Annotated in this window: 18 protein-coding genes; 9 read left to right on the forward strand and 9 right to left on the reverse strand. The window is 34.0% G+C overall.

All coding sequences use genetic code 11. The annotated features are described in order from the left end of the window. Nucleotides 1-192 precede the first annotated feature (192 nt). Nucleotides 193-1,536 (forward strand): phosphomannomutase/phosphoglucomutase, encoded by a 1,344-nt coding sequence (locus tag QUS22_RS00175; RefSeq protein WP_289512987.1) that lies wholly within the window; start codon nt 193-195, stop codon nt 1,534-1,536. On the opposite strand, the gene QUS22_RS00180 is transcribed toward QUS22_RS00175, so the two are convergent. The 6 genes from QUS22_RS00180 to QUS22_RS00205 form a co-directional block, all read right to left on the reverse strand. Continuing rightward, nucleotides 1,533-2,756 carry a heme biosynthesis protein HemY gene (locus QUS22_RS00180; RefSeq protein WP_289512988.1) on the reverse strand — a complete coding sequence of 408 codons (1,224 nt, stop codon included), beginning with the start codon at nt 2,754-2,756 and terminating at the stop codon, nt 1,533-1,535. The genes QUS22_RS00175 and QUS22_RS00180 overlap by 4 nt on opposite strands. Beyond that, entirely contained in the window at nt 2,753-3,484 is a 732-nt protein-coding gene (locus QUS22_RS00185) for a hypothetical protein (RefSeq protein ID WP_289512989.1), read from the reverse strand. The genes QUS22_RS00180 and QUS22_RS00185 overlap by 4 nt, the downstream gene beginning before the upstream one ends. Continuing rightward, entirely contained in the window at nt 3,477-4,706 is a 1,230-nt protein-coding gene (locus QUS22_RS00190) for a lipoprotein-releasing ABC transporter permease subunit (RefSeq protein WP_289512990.1), read from the reverse strand. The genes QUS22_RS00185 and QUS22_RS00190 overlap by 8 nt, the downstream gene beginning before the upstream one ends. A gap of 587 nt (nt 4,707-5,293) precedes the next feature. Next, the gene (locus QUS22_RS00195; protein WP_289512991.1) at nt 5,294-6,145 is read right to left on the reverse strand and encodes a ParB/RepB/Spo0J family partition protein; all 852 of its coding nucleotides are present in this window, start codon (nt 6,143-6,145) and stop codon (nt 5,294-5,296) included. Continuing rightward, nucleotides 6,142-6,984 carry a ParA family protein gene (locus QUS22_RS00200; RefSeq protein WP_289512992.1) on the reverse strand — a complete coding sequence of 281 codons (843 nt, stop codon included), beginning with the start codon at nt 6,982-6,984 and terminating at the stop codon, nt 6,142-6,144. The genes QUS22_RS00195 and QUS22_RS00200 overlap by 4 nt, the downstream gene beginning before the upstream one ends. Nucleotides 6,985-7,074: 90 nt before the next feature. Next, complete coding sequence (locus QUS22_RS00205; RefSeq protein WP_289512993.1) at nt 7,075-9,555, reverse strand: ATP-binding protein; 2,481 nt, start codon at nt 9,553-9,555, stop codon at nt 7,075-7,077. Between the two features lie 113 nt (nt 9,556-9,668). Between QUS22_RS00205 and hemF the strand changes: the two genes are divergently transcribed. Beyond that, the gene (gene hemF / locus QUS22_RS00210; RefSeq protein ID WP_289512994.1) at nt 9,669-10,493 is read left to right on the forward strand and encodes an oxygen-dependent coproporphyrinogen oxidase; all 825 of its coding nucleotides are present in this window, start codon (nt 9,669-9,671) and stop codon (nt 10,491-10,493) included. A 208-nt stretch (nt 10,494-10,701) separates the two neighbouring features. Here hemF and grxD read toward each other — a convergent pair whose 3' ends face one another. The 3 genes from grxD to QUS22_RS00225 all read right to left on the reverse strand — a co-directional run bounded on the left by grxD (nt 10,702) and on the right by QUS22_RS00225 (nt 12,646). Further along, nucleotides 10,702-11,025 (reverse strand): Grx4 family monothiol glutaredoxin, encoded by a 324-nt coding sequence (gene grxD, locus QUS22_RS00215; RefSeq protein WP_289512995.1) that lies wholly within the window; start codon nt 11,023-11,025, stop codon nt 10,702-10,704. Nucleotides 11,026-11,040: 15 nt separating this feature from the next. After that, on the reverse strand, nt 11,041-11,259 hold the full coding sequence (locus QUS22_RS00220) for a BolA/IbaG family iron-sulfur metabolism protein (RefSeq protein ID WP_289512996.1): 219 nt from the start codon (nt 11,257-11,259) through the stop codon (nt 11,041-11,043). Nucleotides 11,260-11,326: 67 nt separating this feature from the next. Beyond that, nucleotides 11,327-12,646: a malic enzyme-like NAD(P)-binding protein gene (locus QUS22_RS00225; protein ID WP_289512997.1), complete on the reverse strand. Its 1,320-nt coding sequence runs from the start codon at nt 12,644-12,646 to the stop codon at nt 11,327-11,329. Between the two features lie 144 nt (nt 12,647-12,790). Here QUS22_RS00225 and pgsA point away from each other — a divergent pair, with 144 nt between their 5' ends. The 7 genes from pgsA (at nt 12,791) to QUS22_RS00260 (ending at nt 19,292) form a co-directional block, all read left to right on the forward strand. After that, nucleotides 12,791-13,333 carry a CDP-diacylglycerol--glycerol-3-phosphate 3-phosphatidyltransferase gene (pgsA, locus tag QUS22_RS00230; protein WP_289512998.1) on the forward strand — a complete coding sequence of 181 codons (543 nt, stop codon included), beginning with the start codon at nt 12,791-12,793 and terminating at the stop codon, nt 13,331-13,333. Nucleotides 13,334-13,441: 108 nt separating this feature from the next. After that, nucleotides 13,442-14,404, forward strand: a complete 963-nt coding sequence (locus tag QUS22_RS00235) for a hypothetical protein (protein ID WP_289512999.1) — start codon at nt 13,442-13,444, stop codon at nt 14,402-14,404. Between the two features lie 593 nt (nt 14,405-14,997). Continuing rightward, a complete protein-coding gene (locus QUS22_RS00240; RefSeq protein ID WP_289513000.1) occupies nt 14,998-15,732 on the forward strand; it encodes an outer membrane protein assembly factor BamD in 735 nt (244 codons plus the stop codon). Between the two features lie 46 nt (nt 15,733-15,778). Next, the gene (locus QUS22_RS00245) at nt 15,779-16,528 is read left to right on the forward strand and encodes a YebC/PmpR family DNA-binding transcriptional regulator (RefSeq protein WP_289513001.1); all 750 of its coding nucleotides are present in this window, start codon (nt 15,779-15,781) and stop codon (nt 16,526-16,528) included. A 264-nt stretch (nt 16,529-16,792) separates the two neighbouring features. Further along, nucleotides 16,793-17,650, forward strand: coding sequence for a M23 family metallopeptidase (locus QUS22_RS00250; protein WP_410543816.1), 858 nt, complete (start codon nt 16,793-16,795; stop codon nt 17,648-17,650). Continuing rightward, nucleotides 17,634-18,503: an SPFH domain-containing protein gene (locus QUS22_RS00255; protein WP_289513003.1), complete on the forward strand. Its 870-nt coding sequence runs from the start codon at nt 17,634-17,636 to the stop codon at nt 18,501-18,503. Before QUS22_RS00250 ends, QUS22_RS00255 begins: the two co-directional genes overlap by 17 nt. 90 nt (nt 18,504-18,593) lie before the next feature. After that, entirely contained in the window at nt 18,594-19,292 is a 699-nt protein-coding gene (locus tag QUS22_RS00260; RefSeq protein WP_289513004.1) for a thiamine diphosphokinase, read from the forward strand. The last annotated feature ends 23 nt before the right edge of the window (nt 19,293-19,315 follow it).

Below are 19,315 nucleotides of genomic sequence, written 5' to 3' on the forward strand. Positions count from 1 at the left end.
CTCTTCATCTACATTTAAACTTTGACTCTCAGTACAAATACACTTTCATTTTCTCCCGGCATAATTTCACATTTTTAAAAATATATTATAATATTAGCTTCTTCTTTTTAAGAAATCAGCTAATAATTAGGTAAATAAGCTTGAGCGTTTGTCTGTAATGTTGTATAGTAGTTACTCTGAGTAGTGTGCAGCATGGACAATACTATTATAAGAAAATACGATATTAGAGGTGTGGTAGGCAAAGATCTGCAGATCAATGATGGATATGAGATAGGTAGAAAATTTGGTCAAACCGTAACCAAAGTCTGTATAGGCTATGACAGTAGAATAGATTCATCAAGTATAGAAAAAGAATTAATTAAGGGCTTAATTTCATCTGGAGCAAATATTATACGCGTCGGAATGTGCTCGTCACCTATGCTCTACGCTACAACGCAAATCATGAAGGCAGATCTTGGTATCATTATCACTGCTTCTCATAACCCCAGTGAATATAATGGCTTTAAATTTTTCAGTAGTAAAAAAGTTTTCTCAGACCAAGAAATAAAGAAAATTATAAGCAGCCCAATTAAAAACAACACGAAAACTGGAAGTTTAATTAACATAAATATATATAGCGAGTACATTCATATATTAAAAAGTGCGTTAAAGAACAATGTTACACAGAAGCTAAAAATAGCCTGGGATTGCGGAAATAGCCCAGCAAGTGGAATCATAAGGTATATTGAAAAGATCTTACCAGGCCATACGCATATTATAACCAATAACTCCATAGATGGAGAATTTCCACTGCATGATCCAGATCCCATAGAAGAAAAAAATCTTGCTCAATTAATTGACATTGTAAAAAAAGATAAATGTGATCTTGGCATTGCACTTGATGGTGATGGTGATAGAGTGCGCTTAATTGATAATAAAGGCAGTGTTGTTTCCAATGACCATTTATTTATGATTTTTGCACGTGAAGTATTGGAGGAATACCCAAAAAGCAAAGTCATTGCTAGCATAAAAATGAGTATGAAAGTGTATAATTTTATTAGCAAGTTAGGAGGACAAGTAATTACCTGCGCCACTGGACACTCATTAGTCAAGAAAAAGATGATAGAGGAAGAGGCAAAGTTTGCTGGTGAATTAAGTGGACATTTTTTCTTTCCCGAGCTAGGGTTTGACGACGGACTATATTCTGCTGTTAAAGCCGTTGATATTTTACTTAAGAAAAACCAAAGCCTATCTCAGATTATTGAAAATTTGCCGAAGCTATACATCACTCATGAAGTGAAGATTGTGGTTAAAGATGAGAAAAAATTTCGAATAATTGAATTAATAAAGAAAACACTAGAGCAACAAAATATTGTATTTTCAGAGCTTGATGGTATTAAGGTAACCGATAACGATAATAAAGGTTGGTGGCTCCTTAGAGTATCAAACACACAAAATTGCATTACAGCACGATGTGAAGGAAATACTTTAGAGGATTTTGAACTCGCTAAAAGAGTTTTGTTTTATTACATCGACAAAGCAAGGTCTTTGAATTAGCTCTCTTGATTATAACACAAACAATTAAAGCTATTGCAATTTGAACACTTATAATCCCATTGCCCTTGTTCTTTGCTGCAACTTTTACATTTCCAGCCTGGATCAGGCAAAGCTTTTGAATCCATCTTGTTTAGCCAATAAATTGCTTGATCATATTCTTGCAACACAATCTTGAGCTGTACTGTAATAAGGTAGATTGACATATAATTAGCTTTTTTCATAGCACTATCTAAGTGCTGGTTTGCAAGGCTATATTTACCTGAGCTAATTGAAGAGGAAGCCAGTAAACAATGACTAAAATAGTAATCGGGACGTAGATTGTATAGCCTTTCAGCACCTTTAATATTTAAACTGATGTAAATTTTTGCTAATTGAGGGGTAGGGTTTACTGTATACTCTGTCTCCAGTATTGCAGAAGCTTTTTTGATCTTTCCAAGTCTAATATATAACTCTGCCTTTAAATAATTGATTGGCTGAAAAGTTTCGCAATAACTTTGTGCTCTAAATAAAGACTTTATAGCCTCCTTTAAATTTCCTTTGCTTTCATACTGCTTTGCTAAAGCACAATAAAAAACTGCTAACATCTTTTTACAATCAAAGGGAAGGAAAATATTGAACTTTGCAGCTTCTTTTAATTTCAAAATTGCATTAACCCAATCTTCTTGTAATATGTAATGCTCTATTTGAAAGGGAATAGACAGAATTTTATCATCAATTGAACTGGAACAGTATTCTATGAATTTTTGAAAGATTGCTCTTTTTTGTTTGAGGTGAGCAATCAGCTTATTAGCCAGAAGTAGAGCTAAGTTGCGATTTTTGTTTGCAATACTTGTCAAATTATTACTGAAAAAGCTATAATTTCCCGTCTTACCCGAGTTAAAGAGCTTTACTAAAGATAACTTATCGCTTTCCTCACTTAAATTTTTGACTAGCTTGTGAGCGTTCTCTATATTGCCAAAATCTATGCTAAAAAAAGCCTCAAAGAGAAGCAATTCTTCTTTATCCCTTCTTCTGTTTCTTATGTTGGCAAGTGTCGATAAAATGGAAGAGAAAAAGCGTGCAAGCCCAATCAATAAAAATAATAAAATTATACAAGCAAAAATAATGAAATACAGATCAATACTTATAGTGTAATTGCCTAATTCTAACCTTATTATTTCACCACTTACCTTGATCCATATGACAAAAAAAGAGAGAGCAAAAACTATAAAATAAATCATGAGATATATTGTAATAAGTGATGATATATTGTTGAAATATTCTTAGAAGCTATAATAAAATTATTCAATTTACTGAGCCATAACTTAAATTCTGGGTGTGTTAAATTGCCTACTGCAGTAGCTATGCCCTGCCAGTCATTATCGTTTATTAACTCCTCAATTTCTGCAAATTTTACCCTCAATGGGTCATTCTTATCTTTTATCTTTATCCAATTTGAAATAACTTTTTCAAATAATGTACTCTTATTATAGTTAATAACAGCAATGTTTTTTTCAAAAGATAATTTCAGCTCGCGTAAAGTCTCTACCTCTTTCAAATTTTCCAATTCACCCACTGCACTTTCTATCTCTGGATCGTCAAGCTCCGATATTAAAGGCTTTATTGAACTTATATGATTATCAAATTTTGCTTCTTGTAATAACGAATTCTTCATTTTAACCACAAGCAATAGCAATTTTGCGAGGTTTTTATGCCTTGAACTACCATCACCTTGCTCACATTTAGTGAGCAGATTTCTCTTTAATTCAAACATTTTTTTTTCTATTCTTGATTGATTAGCTTCAAGTGACATTCTGAGTTCATTCATCTTCTCCATTAAAACTTTTATATTGTTCTTGCTTGCTTGTAGATTTATTTTGAAAGATATTATGTTATTTATTGCAATATAACTGGCAAACAACAACACAATTAGGAGCAAGCCTATGTATTTTTGTTGAGTATCACTCATAATATAGTATCTCAGCAGGATCTTGCGCAGCTGCCTGCAATGCAGGAGCAATTGTCGCCAAAAATGACAAGAATAATGCAAGTGTAGAAATACTTACTACGTCTTGAGGAACTAATATTACTGGCAAACTTGAAAAAAAGTATATCATAGGATCGAGTAGTTTAACATTAGTAATGCTTTCTAAAAATACTTTAATATTTTCAATATTGAGAGAAAAAACAACACCTATAATAGAGCCAAGGCAAGTTCCTGTAAAACCAATGAGTAATCCACAAGCGCAAAATATGCGCATAATGCTTCCACTTGTTGCACCAAATGTGCGCATAATTGCAATCGCAGATTTCTTTTCTTGCACTATCATCATTAAATTTGAAATAATATTGAATGCCGCCACAATTATAATCAAAGCAAGAATTAAAAACATCACATTTCTTTCAGTCTTTAAAGCATTAAAATAGTGGCTTTGTTGTAATTGCCAACTTTCAGCTTCCATCTCTATTTCTTTTTCTATAGTGTTTGCTAGCTTATCAGCCTCAGTAATGTCGTCTACAAACACTTCTATATTTCTAACACTACTTTTATAATTAAAAAAAGCCTGTGCTGCCTTTATAGGCATGTATATCAAGGTATTATCATACTCTAACATACCCATATCAAATATTGCTACAACCTCATACTCTTTCACTTTCGGCATCTCATCAAACAATGCATCAAACCCTTGAGGCGATATAAGAGTAATTTTATCGCCATTATTAATATCTAATACTTCTGCTAGACGTGCCCCTATCATTACTCCTTCATTAAATTTTTTTATATTACCTATAATTATATTATTTATAATGCTAGTATTATTAAGCAAGTCTTGAGTTGACAAACCCCGCACTATAGCGCCAGCAATTCTACCACTTGCTGCAATAATAACTTGGTCATTAGTCATAGGGATTGCTTTTAATACACCTGGAATTTTCTCAATAGATTTTGATACTGCATGGTAATCCGAATTCACATTTTTATCAAAATAAACATTAATATGGCCATCAATGCCAAATATTGAGTCAAGCAGCTTTGCTCTAAACCCGTTCATTACAGACATTACCACTATTAGTGTTGCAACTCCAAGAGCAATACCGATAATAGAAAACAAAGTCATAATAGAGCAGAATCTAGCATTTTTTGCCCGCAAATAGCGAACAGCCATAGTAATTTCAAAGGCAATGGACATACAAAATATTTAGAGTCATATTCTTGAAATTTTATATCATTGTAGACTTTTCTTCACTTGAAAACTAGAGGTTTTTAATTCCTTAGATTTGGAGGCTTATAGAATATCCTTAACACACAACTGTACGAAAATTGTAATTTGAGCCTGTATAGGGTGTCATGCAAATAGCTGAACTGTGATGACACTATAGGAGGGATGACGCCTCTCTTGGACTCTTAAATTGCAACTAATTTAAACATTAAGAAACTTGCTAAATGAAAAAAAAGACAAAGAAACCTCAGGTAGCGAGTTTTGACCCTATAATGCTGTAACTTGGGGCTGTGGTAATTTGGTTGACGCTTAGTTTAAGCGCGATTTTGGTTGAATGTGAAAAATTTAAAAGACATGTAGCCCCAATAATTTAATGTAATCTGCCAAAAAATACTTTAAGTTTTTTACTGAATTTTGTCATTGAACCCATGCGGATCAAAAATAAGCTTTGAGTCAGAAATACCCTTAATGCCATAAAGGGACTGAAAAGACTGGTCAAGTAGTTTTTAGTCAGTTCTTCCTGTTTTCAAATCATAATATTAGTGTAATTGCATAATCTATATTTCAGGCTTTCTATTTAAAATTTTTAATATTAAATCTAATTCATTTAGGTTATTATACCATATCATAACTTTACCCTTGGAATTATTATCATTAATTTTGATCTTTAAACCAAGTTGAGAAGATATAGTGCTTCCCATTATAGCTATGTTTTGATTTTTAGTATATTTTTGTTCTTTGTGGTTACTACCTTGATGTAAGTCTTTTATCAATTTTTCAGTTTGTCTAACGCTTAAGCCTTGAGAAACTATCTTTTCTGCAATACTTTCTGCATTTTCAACATTAATCAACGCTCTTGCATGACCCATAGACAATTTTTTTTCATTGATCATCACTTTTACACTGTAGGGAAGTGACAACATCCTAATCATGTTAGTTATGTGGCTGCGACTTTTGCCTACAACTGAGGCTAGTTCTTCATGTGTATAAAAGAACTCATTTATCAATTTTTTATATGCTTTACCTTCTTCTATTGGATTTATATCTTGCCTCTGTATATTTTCAATAATGGCTACTTCTAAGCATTCCTTGTCGCTCAAATCTTTTATAATGACTGGCACACTATCGAAATTTGCAATCTTACCTGCTCGCCAACGGCGCTCTCCTGCTATTATCTCATAGCCATCATTATTTGAATTTTTGCGCACTATGATAGGCTGTATGATGCCGTTTTTCTCTATCGAACTTGCAAGCTCTTTCAATGACTCTTCATCAAAGTACTTCCTTGGCTGGAATGAGCTTGAATGCAGTAATGAAATAGGCAAATATTCTTGCCGATCTTCTTTATTATCATAGTTATCGCCTATGAGACCAGCAAGGCCTCTACCTAACCTTCTGTTATCCTTCATACCACTCCATCACTCACCATCCTCTCCTCTTTACAGCTGCTTGCATGCTTTTTTAAAATCTCCTTTGCTAAACTTATATATGCTTGTGCACCAGGGCATTTAAGATCATATACAATAGCAGGCTTTCCATGAGAAGGAGCTTCTGATAGTCTGACATTACGTGGAATGATAGTTTCATATAATGGAATAATAGTTTTATATACCTTGTCATTTAAATACTGACAAATATCATTTTTAATCTGTTCGCTAAGTTTATTACGTCTGTCATACATTGTTAACACTATTCCTTCTATTGCCAAAAAAGGGTTTAAGTTATTTCTTTTTATCAATTCCACAGTTTTAACCAGATGACTTAATCCCTCCAGGGCAAAAAATTCACACTGAAGAGGAACGATAATAGAATTAGCAGTGGTCAAGGCATTGATAGTAAGCAAACCAAGTGATGGAGGACAATCAATAATTATGTACTCATAATTATTGCATATTTTTTTTAACGTGCTTTTTAGCACAAATTTTCCTCGTTCAAGTTGTGATAGTTCAATTTCAGCAGCTGATAAATCAACCACTGACGAAATTAGTGATAAATTTGGAATTTCCTTTATATTGAAAATTGCTGATTCTATCAGTTTATTTTCACTACTTAGTAATATTTTATATATATTTTTTTCTTCTCTACTGCGATAAGAAATCCCAAGCCCGGTACTAGCATTTCCTTGAGGGTCAAGGTCTACCAGTAAAGTACTTTTTCCTGCAGCAGCAAAGGCTGTCGATAAATTTATACTAGTTGTGGTTTTACCGACTCCACCTTTTTGATTTACTATTGCAATAGCCTTGCTCACGCCTTTTATCTTATGTGTGAAATAACTCTATTGTATATATGCTGGAAATTTTTGCATTAGAAAATTTTTTTGTTGCCGATTGTACTAAAGTTAAAATATTTTTTTTGCTTTGTGTAGTACACTTTGAACTTTGTTTCCCAATTCATTTAGAGTGAATGGTTTTGGTAAAAAGTAAAAATCTTCTATGTTAATGTTGTAGTTCTTCAAAAATGCATCTTCTGCATATCCAGAAATAAAAATAACGTCAATATCTGGTCTGTAAATTAGAGCTTTTTTGACTATTTCTGGACCACTAACTTCTGGCATTATTACATCAGTGATTATTAGATCTATGTGTAGACTTTTTTCACTTATTATTTCTAATGCCTTGCTGCCCATGCTAGCTTCTATTACATCGAATCCTCTTCTTTGTAACGCTTTAGTAGTGAATTCTCTTACCGAATCTTCATCTTCGATTAATAAAATCGTACCATTACCTTTAACTTCATTTACTAATGGTTCCTCTATTTCTTTGCTATCTTTTTCTCTATTATTTTCATCTGATATATAGACCATAGGTAAAGATATTCTAAATTTACTTCCATGATTTACCTTACTAGCAACATAGATGTACCCTTCAGTTTGTTTAATAATACCATATACAGTAGAGAGGCCAAGACCTGTACCAGAGGTAATATCTTTAGTAGAAAAGAATGGGTCAAATACTTTTTGAAGTGTATCACTCGTCATTCCACATCCTGTATCAATTACTTCAATTACAACATAATTTCCATGCTCAATTGCTTCTTTGTCCGGAGAAAACATATTCTTAGGTGTGGAATTTAGCGAATCAATCTTTTTATTAAAAGTTCGTATGGTTAGTTCTCCGCCCTTTTCCATAGCAGCACTAGCATTGATTACTAAGTTAATAATAACTTGCTCTAATTGTCCCTGATCGGCCCTCACCATACCTAAATCTCTGCCATAATAAGCTGTAAATTTTATATTCTCGCCTATTAATCTTTTTATCATTTCATAAAGATTAGCTATCGTGCTGTTTACATCAATAATTTTTGGTTGCATGGTCTGCCTTCTTGAGAAAGCGAGCAACTGCTTAACTAAATTTGATCCACGCTTTGCATTTTGTTGTATTTGTATTATATCTCCAAAAGATGGATCACCAGCTGAATGCTGGAGCAAAAGCAAATCACAGAATCCTATTATTCCGGTTAGTATGTTGTTAAAATCATGCGCAATACCACCTGCAAGCTGTCCTATAGCTTGCATTTTTTGATAATGCTCAAGTTTTATCTCCAGATTTTTATGCTCAGTGTTATCAACAAAATAGCAAAGTATGAACATTATCCTATTATGAAGGAACTTATTGAAATGTATTTTCATGTTATTGTTATTGTTGAGCTGCACATCAAAAGATGCGTTATTTATCCTATTACTCGAAAAATATTCGCGTATTTTCATATGATAGTCATTTGATATTAGTGTAAAGATTGAATTGTTATCTGGCCCCGCAAGTTTTATTAGCGCTGTATTTTTCTTTACAAAGTTGCCGTTCACATCACATTGTGCAATAGCGATTGATGAGTTTGTAAAACAAGGGTGTAATTGATAATCAATAACGTTTGATTCAACTGGTGTAATAAGGCCATATATATAATTATGATGATGTTTATCACAAAACATAGCAGTGCTCATATAAGCCTTAAATGGCACACAACTTATGGTGCAAAACAAAATTTCATTACCGATTGCTGTGTTATTATACTTGGATTGAAATATAAAATCGTTGATTGAGCTGCCTTTTTCTAGTTTTTTCAATTCGAATATGTCCAGAAACCTTTTATTTACAGATAAAATTACCCCCTGAGCATTTGCAATGTAAGTTCCTATATTGTGCTTTTCTATTAATTCTTCGTATACTTGCTCTTTGTTCATCTGTGTTGCTTTTAACACAAAATACCCATGAGGCCTTGCTATTGGTGCTAATGATAAATTTAAAATCTTATTACTATCTATAGCAACTTGGGGATTGTTTGGTATCGGTTCAAGAAGCAAAAGAAATTTGGATATTCCATTTTTCCTGCTTAAGGCAATGCGTACCTGTACAGAAGAGTTATTTTTTAGCGCATGATATAATGCCTTTCTATCCTTCTCCGAAATATTCCCTGCTTCAAGAATCTTGCTTAATGTAACATCGTCATCTACGTGATCCTTGAATCTTTCGTAGAACCTTGCATCAGCATAAACAACACCCTCATCTTTGTGCAAAATAAGACAAAATTCTGTATTATGATTTAGCGCATTCGCAAATATTGCATTTTGAAATTCTATGATGTTAAGTAGGTACTTATAGTGTTTTATATTATATATTACAAAGAGAGTCATTAGAGTGCTAACTAATAGGTTAATCTCTATATTAATATGCCGATCATATATATCAAAAAAGTAGAGTGCTGATATTACTATCGAAGGTAAGAACATAATGACAGCCATAACCATAATTGACATTCCATGATCTCTCAATATAAAATCAACCCTGTTCTCTTTCTTGCTCTCTATATATCTTTTACTCATTGCACACACAAAAATGCTTTATTATATTTATTTAATTATTATAGATTTATTAACATCTTCGATGAGTAATTACTACTTAAATCTTTAAATATTAGGTATTGGTATAAGATATTATGGAAGAACAAAAAACACAAGCTTTTGAATGGTTCTGCACACTAAGAGACAAAATTGTAGAAGCTTTCTTGTCTATTGAAGGACAGTTATCCACAGATCCAAAGATTGAAAAAAGGAAATGGAATCGTTCAGGTGGTGGAGGTGGCGAATCTACAATTATTTACGGTAATGTTTTTGAAAAGGTAGGGGTAAATGTTTCAAAAGTACATGGAGAGTTCGCAGATTCAGTTATGAATGAAATTCCTGGCGCAAGTGAGAATGATGGGAAATTTTGGGCAAGTGGCATATCCTTAGTATCTCACATGCAATCGCCCCTTATCCCTGCGGCACATATGAACACAAGACTGATATATACCTCAAAACAATGGTTCGGTGGAGGAATGGACTTTACTCCAACATATGAAAATGAGGAAGATTATAAGTATATTCATGAATCAGTCAAAACAACATGTGATGAATTTGATACTGAGTATTATCCAAAGTTCAAGGAGCAGTGCGACAGCTACTTTTTCTTACAACATAGAAAAGAACCGCGTGGCATTGGTGGAATTTTTTATGATAACCTTAATTCTGGTAACTGGAAAAATGACTTCAAATTTACAAAAGCAGTAGGTAAAGCCTTTTTGGAAATTTATTTGCATATTATACGTCAGCATGTGCAAAAACCTTGGACGAAAGAACAACGGGAAACCCAACTAATAAAACGCGGCAGATATGTAGAATTCAATCTGCTTTATGACCGTGGCACAAGGTTTGGTTTAATGACCGATGGGAATCCAGATGCGATTATGATGTCAATGCCACCTCTTGTTAAGTGGTTATAAGATATTTACAAACCAAATGTGTGAACTTTGTTATTTGGAAGCAATTTTTCAATAACAAACGATATCATTCCAGCGCGTGGTGCCACAGCTTCACGAACTTTGTTTACGAAGACAGTATGTTAAATGTTACATCTAGCTTGTCTCAAACATAATGTGTTACTCCAATATCAAGCTAATTGGATAACATCCTTTTTGATAGATTGCTTACTTACTCTGCAATAACCTTTTTTTCTTTTAGCAAGCTTTGCAGCTCTCCTTTTTCATACGTCTCACGAACGATGTCACAGCCACCAATAAACTTCCCCTTTACATATAATTGCGGAATCGTTGGCCAATCAGAAAACTTTTTTATGGATTCACGTACTTCATCATTCTCTAGCACGTTAACATATTTAAATTTCACGTTCAATTTTTTGAGAATTGACACAACGAGTCCAGAAAATCCACATTGAGGAAAATCAGAGGTGCCTTTCATGTATAACACCACGTCATTTTCTGCTATATCCTTTTTTATTTGTTCAAAATTGTTCATAAGCTCACCTTAATTTTAAGCGCTAGTTTCTAATTGCAATGTGTGTATAAACTGGCCTTCCAATGCCTTATATACCATTTTATGCTGTTCTATTTTTGTCTTTCCAAAAAAACGCTTGGGGGCGATTTTTAAGTAATAATGATCATCATCCCCAGCAAGATCATTAACCTTTATATCAGTGTCAGGAAATGATTGCCTAATAACTTCTCCTAATTTAGAAATTGCAATAACCATTGATTTATTCTGAGATACAATACTTTTATCATAAATCTAAAATGATTTTATGCAATTGAATTATTGATTATCGTAAAGATAATAGGTTCAACGTATTAAGAGCAATAGCAAGACGAGATTTTAATTGATTTTTATACTTATCCCAATTTTGTATTGTCTTTCTTGCAACACCTGAGAGAACAGCAGCTCTTGCAACGGCAGGGGACACCACAGAAATTAATCTTGGGTCAAATGGAGTAGGTATTATATATTCACGTCCATAGCCCATTTTACGACCACCATAGGCTGTAGATATTTCGTCTAGCACTGGCTCACGAGCAAGTTTTGCTATTGCATCTGCAGCAGCAATTTTCATTTCATTATTTATTGTTGTTGCATGCACATCAAGCGCTCCTCTAAATATATAGGGGAATCCCATTAAGTTATTGACTTGGTTATTGTAGTCTGATCTACCAGTTGCAATTATTGCATCTGGTCTCACAGATTTTGCAAACTCAGGCCTTACTTCTGGATCAGGGTTAGCAAGAGCAAAAATAATTGGATCTTTACACATGCTCTTTAACATCTCTTCGTTTAGTACATCCTTTACAGATAGCCCGATGAATACATCAGCGCCTTTTATTGCATCAAATAAAGAACGTTCTTTGATGTCAGTTGCATATTTTTCCTTCCACTCGTTCATGTCCTCTTTTCTGCCTCTGTATATTACCCCTTGTTTATCACACAGTACTATGTTTTTGGCGCCCATGGACTTTAATATTTCAAGGCAAGCAATACCGGCTGCACCAGCGCCATTCATAATGATCTTAACGTCTTCTAATTTCTTTCTTGCAATATCAAGAGCATTTTCCATGCTAGCTGCAACAACCACTGCAGTTCCATGCTGATCATCGTGAAACACTGGAATATCCATCAATTCATTCAGGCGTTTCTCTATTACGAAACAATCTGGAGATCTTATATCCTCTAAATTTATCCCCCCCCAACTTGGTCCAAGGTACTTTACTGCATTGATGAAGTCTTCCACATTTTCTGTATCAACTTCTATATCGACTGCATCAATATCAGCAAAACGCTTAAATAGAACAGCTTTGCCTTCCATAACAGGTTTTGAGGCAAGAGGACCAATGTTACCAAGCCCAAGCACTGCAGTACCGTTTGAGATGACAGCAACACAGTTACTTTTTGCCGTATAATCATAAACTACATCAGGGTTTTTAGCTATTTCAAGGCATGGAGCTGCAACTCCAGGGGAGTAGGCAAGCGACAGGTCATACTGAGTAGATAGAGATTTTGTTGGTAAGATAGATACTTTACCAGGATTATTGCCTCTACTGTGATACTTAAGTGCTTCTTGCTTTGTGGTGCTATCTAAATCATCGTTCATTATTATATCCTTATATTTTGAGCTTATGGCCAGTAAATCTTTAAGTATATGGAGTTTTTACAGATGTTCAATTGCAAACTATTAGCTTGTGAATTGTAATCTACTCCTGTATAAGTTTACCGTACTGCATTAAAGTTACGTTGCATGCTTAAGAAAAATTTGCCCAACTTACTGACAATTTCTCGTGCGCTTGCAATACCAGCGATAATATTAAGTTTTTATATAGAAAACAAATATGCAAACTTAATAACAATATCAATCTTTATATTTGCATGCATTACAGATTTTTTTGACGGCTATCTAGCGCGTGCATGGAAAGTCCAATCAAAATTTGGCAAACTATTTGACCCAATTGCTGATAAATTAATAGTGGTTTCAACGATAACTATGCTAGTTTATAAGCATAAGATAAATGATTACACAATAGTGCCATCAGTTATCATTGTTTGTAGGGAGATACTAGTTTCTGGCTTGCGGGAATTTCTGATAGCTACAAACATTAGCCTACCTGTAAGTAAAGCTGGAAAAATCAAAACATTTCTGCAGATGGTTGCTGTAATAGCACTAATAATGAGCAATTATGAAACAGCTCAACACATAGGTGCGATTTGTTTATGGGTTGCAGCCATTATAACTATGTGGTCAGGCTATAATTATATCTTAATTGGCATTAAACAGATCGATTAAATTCCTTGAGAAACAATTAGCGTACAAAAATGGTTAATATTTCAGTAGAATTGACTGAATAATTAAAATCCTGTATACTGTATTAGTTCATAAATTAGTTGGGTTTATATGACTGATGCTACTAAAAATAGCTTTAGTACTAAGTCTTTTTCTAGAAGACAAAAAAATGAAAGAGATTTTAGGATGGAAGGTTTCTTTTGGAATTTCTGGCCGACAGTTGATGAAAAAGTCAAAAAAGAAAGTCTTGAACAAGAGTCATTAGCGCTAAAAGCGGAAAAGAAGAAGCTCGAACAAGAACTACTCATTCTGAAAAAGAGAGAGCTATATAGACAATATGCATCATTGATAACAATGATTCCATTTGCATTACTTATGGCTATTGAGCTAGAAAAAATATGTAGCGATCAAGTATTGCTTGGTGTTATAAGTGGTGCGCTAAAACACACTATACTACCTTTCACAGTCTTATCTCTTATTTGTACGCTATATTTAATTTACAGTAATAGAAAGATAGCAAAAAAAGAACGAGAATTGGAGAATATTGAAAATAGAGAAGAAGTAGAGAGAAAAGGGCATAATTTTCCTAGTGTAAGTGAGTATTTGATTTATATTGAAGCTATAACAACTGCATTAGTTATTGTAGGTATGGTAATAGGTGAAGCATCGTCACTTGAAGCGGCAGAAGATGCAATTTTATTTCTTGCCAATGAGATAGCTTTTCTTGCAACTCTTGCTTCTTATATTGATGGGTGTGAAAAAAATAAGAAAAAGGAAACAGAAAAACCTAATCTTGATGAGAAATCTAGCAAGAAAACTAGCAACATATCTATAGCCGAGTTGGAGCTTGCTGGTTCTTCTATATTCTTAGTAAGAAGGATAATGTTAATGACATTAGCATCATCTTTAAATCATGCTGTTGGGCCTACTTTAGGCTTGGTAGGTATTGCGCTTTTTATGGTTGTGCAGGTATCAACTATATATTCCTACAGCAAAACGCTAAAAGATCCAAAAGTAGAAGGAAAAGGTACTTTAAAGGGTAATAGCACTATCTTCGGTGTAGGTAGTGAATAAGAGCAGGCTATGTAATGTTCTGCTGGTGGTGTGATAGAAAAAACAACATTAACATTAAAGTAGCCAGCTGGTACAAGAATCACTTAACAAACCTTGCCAGCCCCCTTATTATAGAATTGTGGGTATTCAGTTAAATTCAATCTGTGTAGATTAAACGACGAGAGTATCACGGTTGTAGTCTTATGTTTAATCTTTTAAGACAGTATAGTATGCCAATTTGCAGGATTAGAAAATGAGCAACTGCTACCACGGGGTTTCCTTTACCTTTTTTTCAGCTTAGTAAATTTTTTAAGCATTTATGACTAGAGATTAGTTTCATTTGCAAGCTGCTGAGTGGCGATTATTAAACGTTTAAAACATAAAAACGCTAATATTTCTAAATAGATATTAACCGGAGCTTCCTTTGCCTTTTTTCTCATTTGGTAATTTTTTAAATATTTATAGCCCCGGCTAGTTTCATTTAAAAGCACGTGGCGTTTGAAATTCTGCTACGCGCACCATTGCTTCTGCTGTCTAGTAATTTTGGAAATTTCAGAAATTTATTTATTTAGATAATATTTAGTCTATACTTTATTTTGATCAAAAGAGATTTTATGTATAGGACTTTAATCACGTGTTTTATTCTTCTAATTTGCTCCTTTACGCAATCATATTCGGATGGTCCTGAAAAGACAGAAACTGAACTATATAAGGAGGCAGTTAAACTTTTTGACCAGAAAAAATATAAACAAGCTATCAGAGCGTTTCAAAAAATAGAAGATTTGTATCCTTTTTCTTATTGGGCAATGAAAGCAAAATTATTATCTGGTGTTTCTCACTATAATATGGGTAACTACAGCAGCGCTGCAAGTGATATGGACGATTACATACACATTTACTCAACCGGTGAAGATTTATCGCATGTGTATTACTTAATGGTATTATCTTACTGTATGCAAATTAATAAAGTGCAACTTGGGCAGCAAACCGCATATAAAACTTTAGAGCTAGCCACTGAGTACATTAATCTCTTTCCAAGCGGCGAGTATATAGAGGAGATGAAAGAGAAAGTAAAGCTAATCACAGAACATATATTAGCGAAAGAATATTTTATCGGCAGGTTTTATTTAAGGCGAGGTGAGTACTTAGCAGCAATTAAGCGTTTTCAAAATGTAATAAGCAATAAGGATTCTAGCTATTTTCCTAAATCTGTTAGCTATTTAATAGCAGCCCATTCTGCTCTTGGCCTTGACCTGGAAGCTGGGCAGTATAAAAGTCTGTTGACAGAAAACCTCGAAAGGAGTGACAAAGTTATACCTGAGAACAGCAAGCCTGAAAATTTGCTTTAGCTTTCTCTAGCTGCGGTATATAATTTAGATTTTTAACTATTTGAATATGGCTGGTCATTCACAATTTTCAAATATAAAACACCGGAAAGGCGCTCAGGACGTAAAGCGCTCTCGGAAATTTACAAAGCTCATTAGAGAAATAACAGTTGCTGCAAAGCAAGGACTGCCTAACCCTGAATTCAATCCACGCCTTCGCTCTGCTATATTTGCAGCACGTAAGGAAAATTTGCCAAAAGGTAAAATAGAAACAGCAATAAAAAGCGCAACTGGTAGTGTTGCAGGAGAAAATTATGAGGAAATACAATATGAGGGCTATGGACCTTCTGGCACTGCACTTATTGTTCATGCTCTGACGAATAACCGCAACCGAACTGCTTCTGAGGTGCGTTATATCTTCTCTCAAAGAGGTGGAAATTTGGGAGAAACAGGAAGTGTGAGTTACCTTTTCGATCACGTAGGCTTAGTCTTCTATAAGGCAGAGGGTGTAAATTTCGAAGATTTGTTCAACTACGGAATCGAATTAGAAGTATTGAATGTTGAGGAAAATAGCAAGAAAGGATTATATATTATAACTTGTGAAGTAAGAGATTTTGGCAAAGTGCGTGATGCTTTTTATGCAAAGTTTGGAGAGCCAGAACTTGCTCGTCTTTCATGGCAACCAAAGGATCTAATTGAAATTAGTGATAAAGAACTAATTGATAAATTATCTACATTGATTGAAGGGCTAGAAGATAATGATGATGTGCAGTACGTTGAAGGTAATTTTACTTTTACTGGTGATAATTCTGCCGCTTAAGTTATGCAATTAATCATATTTATACTACTTTTTATCTTGCCATTACATATCACCGACGCATCAATAGACCCTTCGGCGTTATTCCAGCACGAGATTAGGAAAAAAGAGCCAGTGTTGAACAAACAACTGTACAAGCAGTGTGATATAAAGGTAATTTCCCCCAAGAAAAATGTCGTCCCAGTATCCAAACACTGGGATCCAGAAAACTCAATCACAAACAAGCAATCATGTGATAAAAACTGGATTCCGGCGTCATGCGCTGGAATGACAGGAAGGAATTTTGAGGTGACAGAAAGCAACCATGATAAAAGATTGTTATTCGTATCCAATAGCATAAAATCTTCCTTTTTTGCCACGGGAATTGAACAAGGGTTGGTTCCAAATACGGTAATGAAGTTAATCGACATATATAAAGATTTCGGTGTTGATTTTAAAAAAGACATCGTGCCAGAAAGTAAATTGGAAGTTCTTTTTGAGAGATCGCCTAATAATCAAGAGACAGAAGAGAAAATTTTATACACTTCACTGACAACAAATAAAAAAGCCATTAGTTTATATTATTATAAATCACAAAACGGCAAAGAAGGATACTTTAATAAAGAGGGAATAAGCTTAAAAGATGGCAAAGCTTTTATAAGTCCTTTAAGTGGAGATTATCTTATATCTTCGAGATTTGGTAATAGAAAACATCCTATTCGTGGTAAAATTGTTTTTCATAAAGGAGTAGATTATGCAGCTAAATTTGGCGCTCCTATATACGCTACTGCAGAGGGTATAGTAGAATATATAGGAAATAATGGAGGATATGGTAAGTACATTAAGGTAAAACACAAGAATGGATATTCAACCGGTTACGCACATATAAGTAAATTTAGCGATGTGAAGTTAGGTTCTAAAATAAAGCAGGGACAGGTCATTGCTTACGTTGGTAGCACTGGTGTTGCAACAGGGCCTCATCTACATTATGAAGTTATATATAACGGCAAACACGTTGACCCGCTTACAATAGCATATAAAAATGAAGTTAGGTTACTTGATCATGAATTAAGGGAGTTTAAACTATTTGCAAATAAAATAGATAAAATAATCAATAAAGAGGGTTCAAGTGAAAAAGAAGTTTAAAGACAATACAGATAAAAATGCGATAAATGATAGAAATTTAAGCCAACTCCGGTTTCTTCCTGTACTAATAACGTTAGGATTAATCTTATTGGTACTTTTTGTGACGTATGACAGTGCAATTGCGCTTGGGGTTACTGCTGTTTCAGTGCTGGTTCTTTCTCAAGGGTTTTTCATTAATAACCCTAATGAAGCAAGAGTGATAGAATTTCTTGGACATTATATTGGAACTTATTTTAAATCTGGAATGTCTATTACAATTCCATTTACAAATAAATATGTTATTTCTCTGAAATTTCAAAATATCAACACGGAAAAAATAAAAGTGAATGATGCAAACGGAAGTCCAATAGAGATTTCAGTGGTGATTGTTTGGAGAGTGGACAGCCCTGCAAAGGCATATTATAATGTTAATAACTATTACGAGTTTGTTTTTGTACAAAGTGATTCAGTAATAAGAGAACTGGCAAGTAATTATCCATACGACAGCGAAAGTGATGAGGAATCTTTACGTAAAAATTCTGATAAGATTTCAAATGAGTTGCGGTCAATGTTACAACAGAGATTAGATATTGCAGGAATTGAGGTTACAGAAGCAAGAATATCTTATTTAGCATACTCATCTGAGATTGCGCAAGCAATGCTGAGGCGTCAGCAAGCACATGCCATCACTTCTGCAAGGAAGCATATAGTACAAAACGTAATAGGAATAATCGAAGAAGTGATAGCTCATTTTGAAAATGATAGAAGCATACAATTGGATAGCAAGCAAAAGGTTCAATTGATAAATAATCTACTGGTTGTCCTGCTCTCTGAGCAAGATGCACAACCAACGATTAGTTTGGATAATAATTAGCATAGATACCCAATAAACATATGGATACTTTTAATCTCTATTGCTGGACTAGCATTAGTGTAGTATTAATTATTCAAAAATGTTACTACGATGCGAAATCTACGTGAACCGTTTCATGACCATGTGCTACATTGTAGCATACAACAGCAATATCATTCTATTATAGTACTAAATGGAGAAATACCTGACTCATCGTTTTTTGAACAAGGCATACATATTGTTGCTGTAAATGGAGGGGCAAACAGGCTTCTATCAATTGGTGTAAAACCTGATCTTGTAGTAGGAGATTTGGATAGCGTAAATCCAAGTTTGCGTGCTAGTTTAAATACAATATATCTGCCTGATCAGGATTATTGTGACTTTTCTAAAACCATAGCTCACTTAAAGACAATGAAATTACTACCATCAATAATAACGGGTATTACTGGAGGAGCAATTGATCATATACTACAAAATATTAACATTTTTCTAAGTACAGGCAGTATATTTTACACACCTTCACCTTCCATGGTAGGTTACAGCTTAGAGAAAGGTATTACCCATTTTTCTTTGCCAGAAAATACTAAAATATCTTTACTTGGTATTCCAACAGCACAAATATCAACTCAAGGGTTGAAATGGGAACTGCACCTTAGCACCCTTGCTTTTCCGGGCAAGAGTTCTTGCTTTAATCGAAGTTTGTGCAGTGAGATGTCTATAGAAGTACACAGTGGTATATGTCTAGCAATGGTTTATTTAAAAACTGTAGATGATGCTGGAATGTGCGAAAAATCATGTACATCGAATTAAAAAGCAAGGGTCAGAAGTGTTAA

Source organism: Wolbachia pipientis, from assembly GCF_030373985.1.
GTDB lineage: Bacteria > Pseudomonadota > Alphaproteobacteria > Rickettsiales > Anaplasmataceae > Wolbachia > Wolbachia pipientis_D.

What these genes read in the sequence shown, in the direction of transcription:
- QUS22_RS00175 (WP_289512987.1), top strand. Translation starts at nt 193, where the DNA reads ATGGACAATACTATTATAAGAAAATACGATATTAGAGGTGTGGTAGGC.
- QUS22_RS00180 (WP_289512988.1), bottom strand. Translation starts at nt 2,756, where the DNA reads ATGATTTATTTTATAGTTTTTGCTCTCTCTTTTTTTGTCATATGGATC.
- QUS22_RS00185 (WP_289512989.1), bottom strand. Translation starts at nt 3,484, where the DNA reads ATGAGTGATACTCAACAAAAATACATAGGCTTGCTCCTAATTGTGTTG.
- QUS22_RS00190 (WP_289512990.1), bottom strand. Translation starts at nt 4,706, where the DNA reads ATGTCCATTGCCTTTGAAATTACTATGGCTGTTCGCTATTTGCGGGCA.
- QUS22_RS00195 (WP_289512991.1), bottom strand. Translation starts at nt 6,145, where the DNA reads ATGAAGGATAACAGAAGGTTAGGTAGAGGCCTTGCTGGTCTCATAGGC.
- QUS22_RS00205 (WP_289512993.1), bottom strand. Translation starts at nt 9,555, where the DNA reads ATGAGTAAAAGATATATAGAGAGCAAGAAAGAGAACAGGGTTGATTTT.
- hemF (WP_289512994.1), top strand. Translation starts at nt 9,669, where the DNA reads ATGGAAGAACAAAAAACACAAGCTTTTGAATGGTTCTGCACACTAAGA.
- grxD (WP_289512995.1), bottom strand. Translation starts at nt 11,025, where the DNA reads ATGAACAATTTTGAACAAATAAAAAAGGATATAGCAGAAAATGACGTG.
- QUS22_RS00220 (WP_289512996.1), bottom strand. Translation starts at nt 11,259, where the DNA reads ATGGTTATTGCAATTTCTAAATTAGGAGAAGTTATTAGGCAATCATTT.
- QUS22_RS00225 (WP_289512997.1), bottom strand. Translation starts at nt 12,646, where the DNA reads ATGAACGATGATTTAGATAGCACCACAAAGCAAGAAGCACTTAAGTAT.
- pgsA (WP_289512998.1), top strand. Translation starts at nt 12,791, where the DNA reads ATGCTTAAGAAAAATTTGCCCAACTTACTGACAATTTCTCGTGCGCTT.
- QUS22_RS00235 (WP_289512999.1), top strand. Translation starts at nt 13,442, where the DNA reads ATGACTGATGCTACTAAAAATAGCTTTAGTACTAAGTCTTTTTCTAGA.
- QUS22_RS00240 (WP_289513000.1), top strand. Translation starts at nt 14,998, where the DNA reads ATGTATAGGACTTTAATCACGTGTTTTATTCTTCTAATTTGCTCCTTT.
- QUS22_RS00245 (WP_289513001.1), top strand. Translation starts at nt 15,779, where the DNA reads ATGGCTGGTCATTCACAATTTTCAAATATAAAACACCGGAAAGGCGCT.
- QUS22_RS00250 (WP_410543816.1), top strand. Translation starts at nt 16,793, where the DNA reads ATGACAGGAAGGAATTTTGAGGTGACAGAAAGCAACCATGATAAAAGA.
- QUS22_RS00260 (WP_289513004.1), top strand. Translation starts at nt 18,594, where the DNA reads ATGCGAAATCTACGTGAACCGTTTCATGACCATGTGCTACATTGTAGC.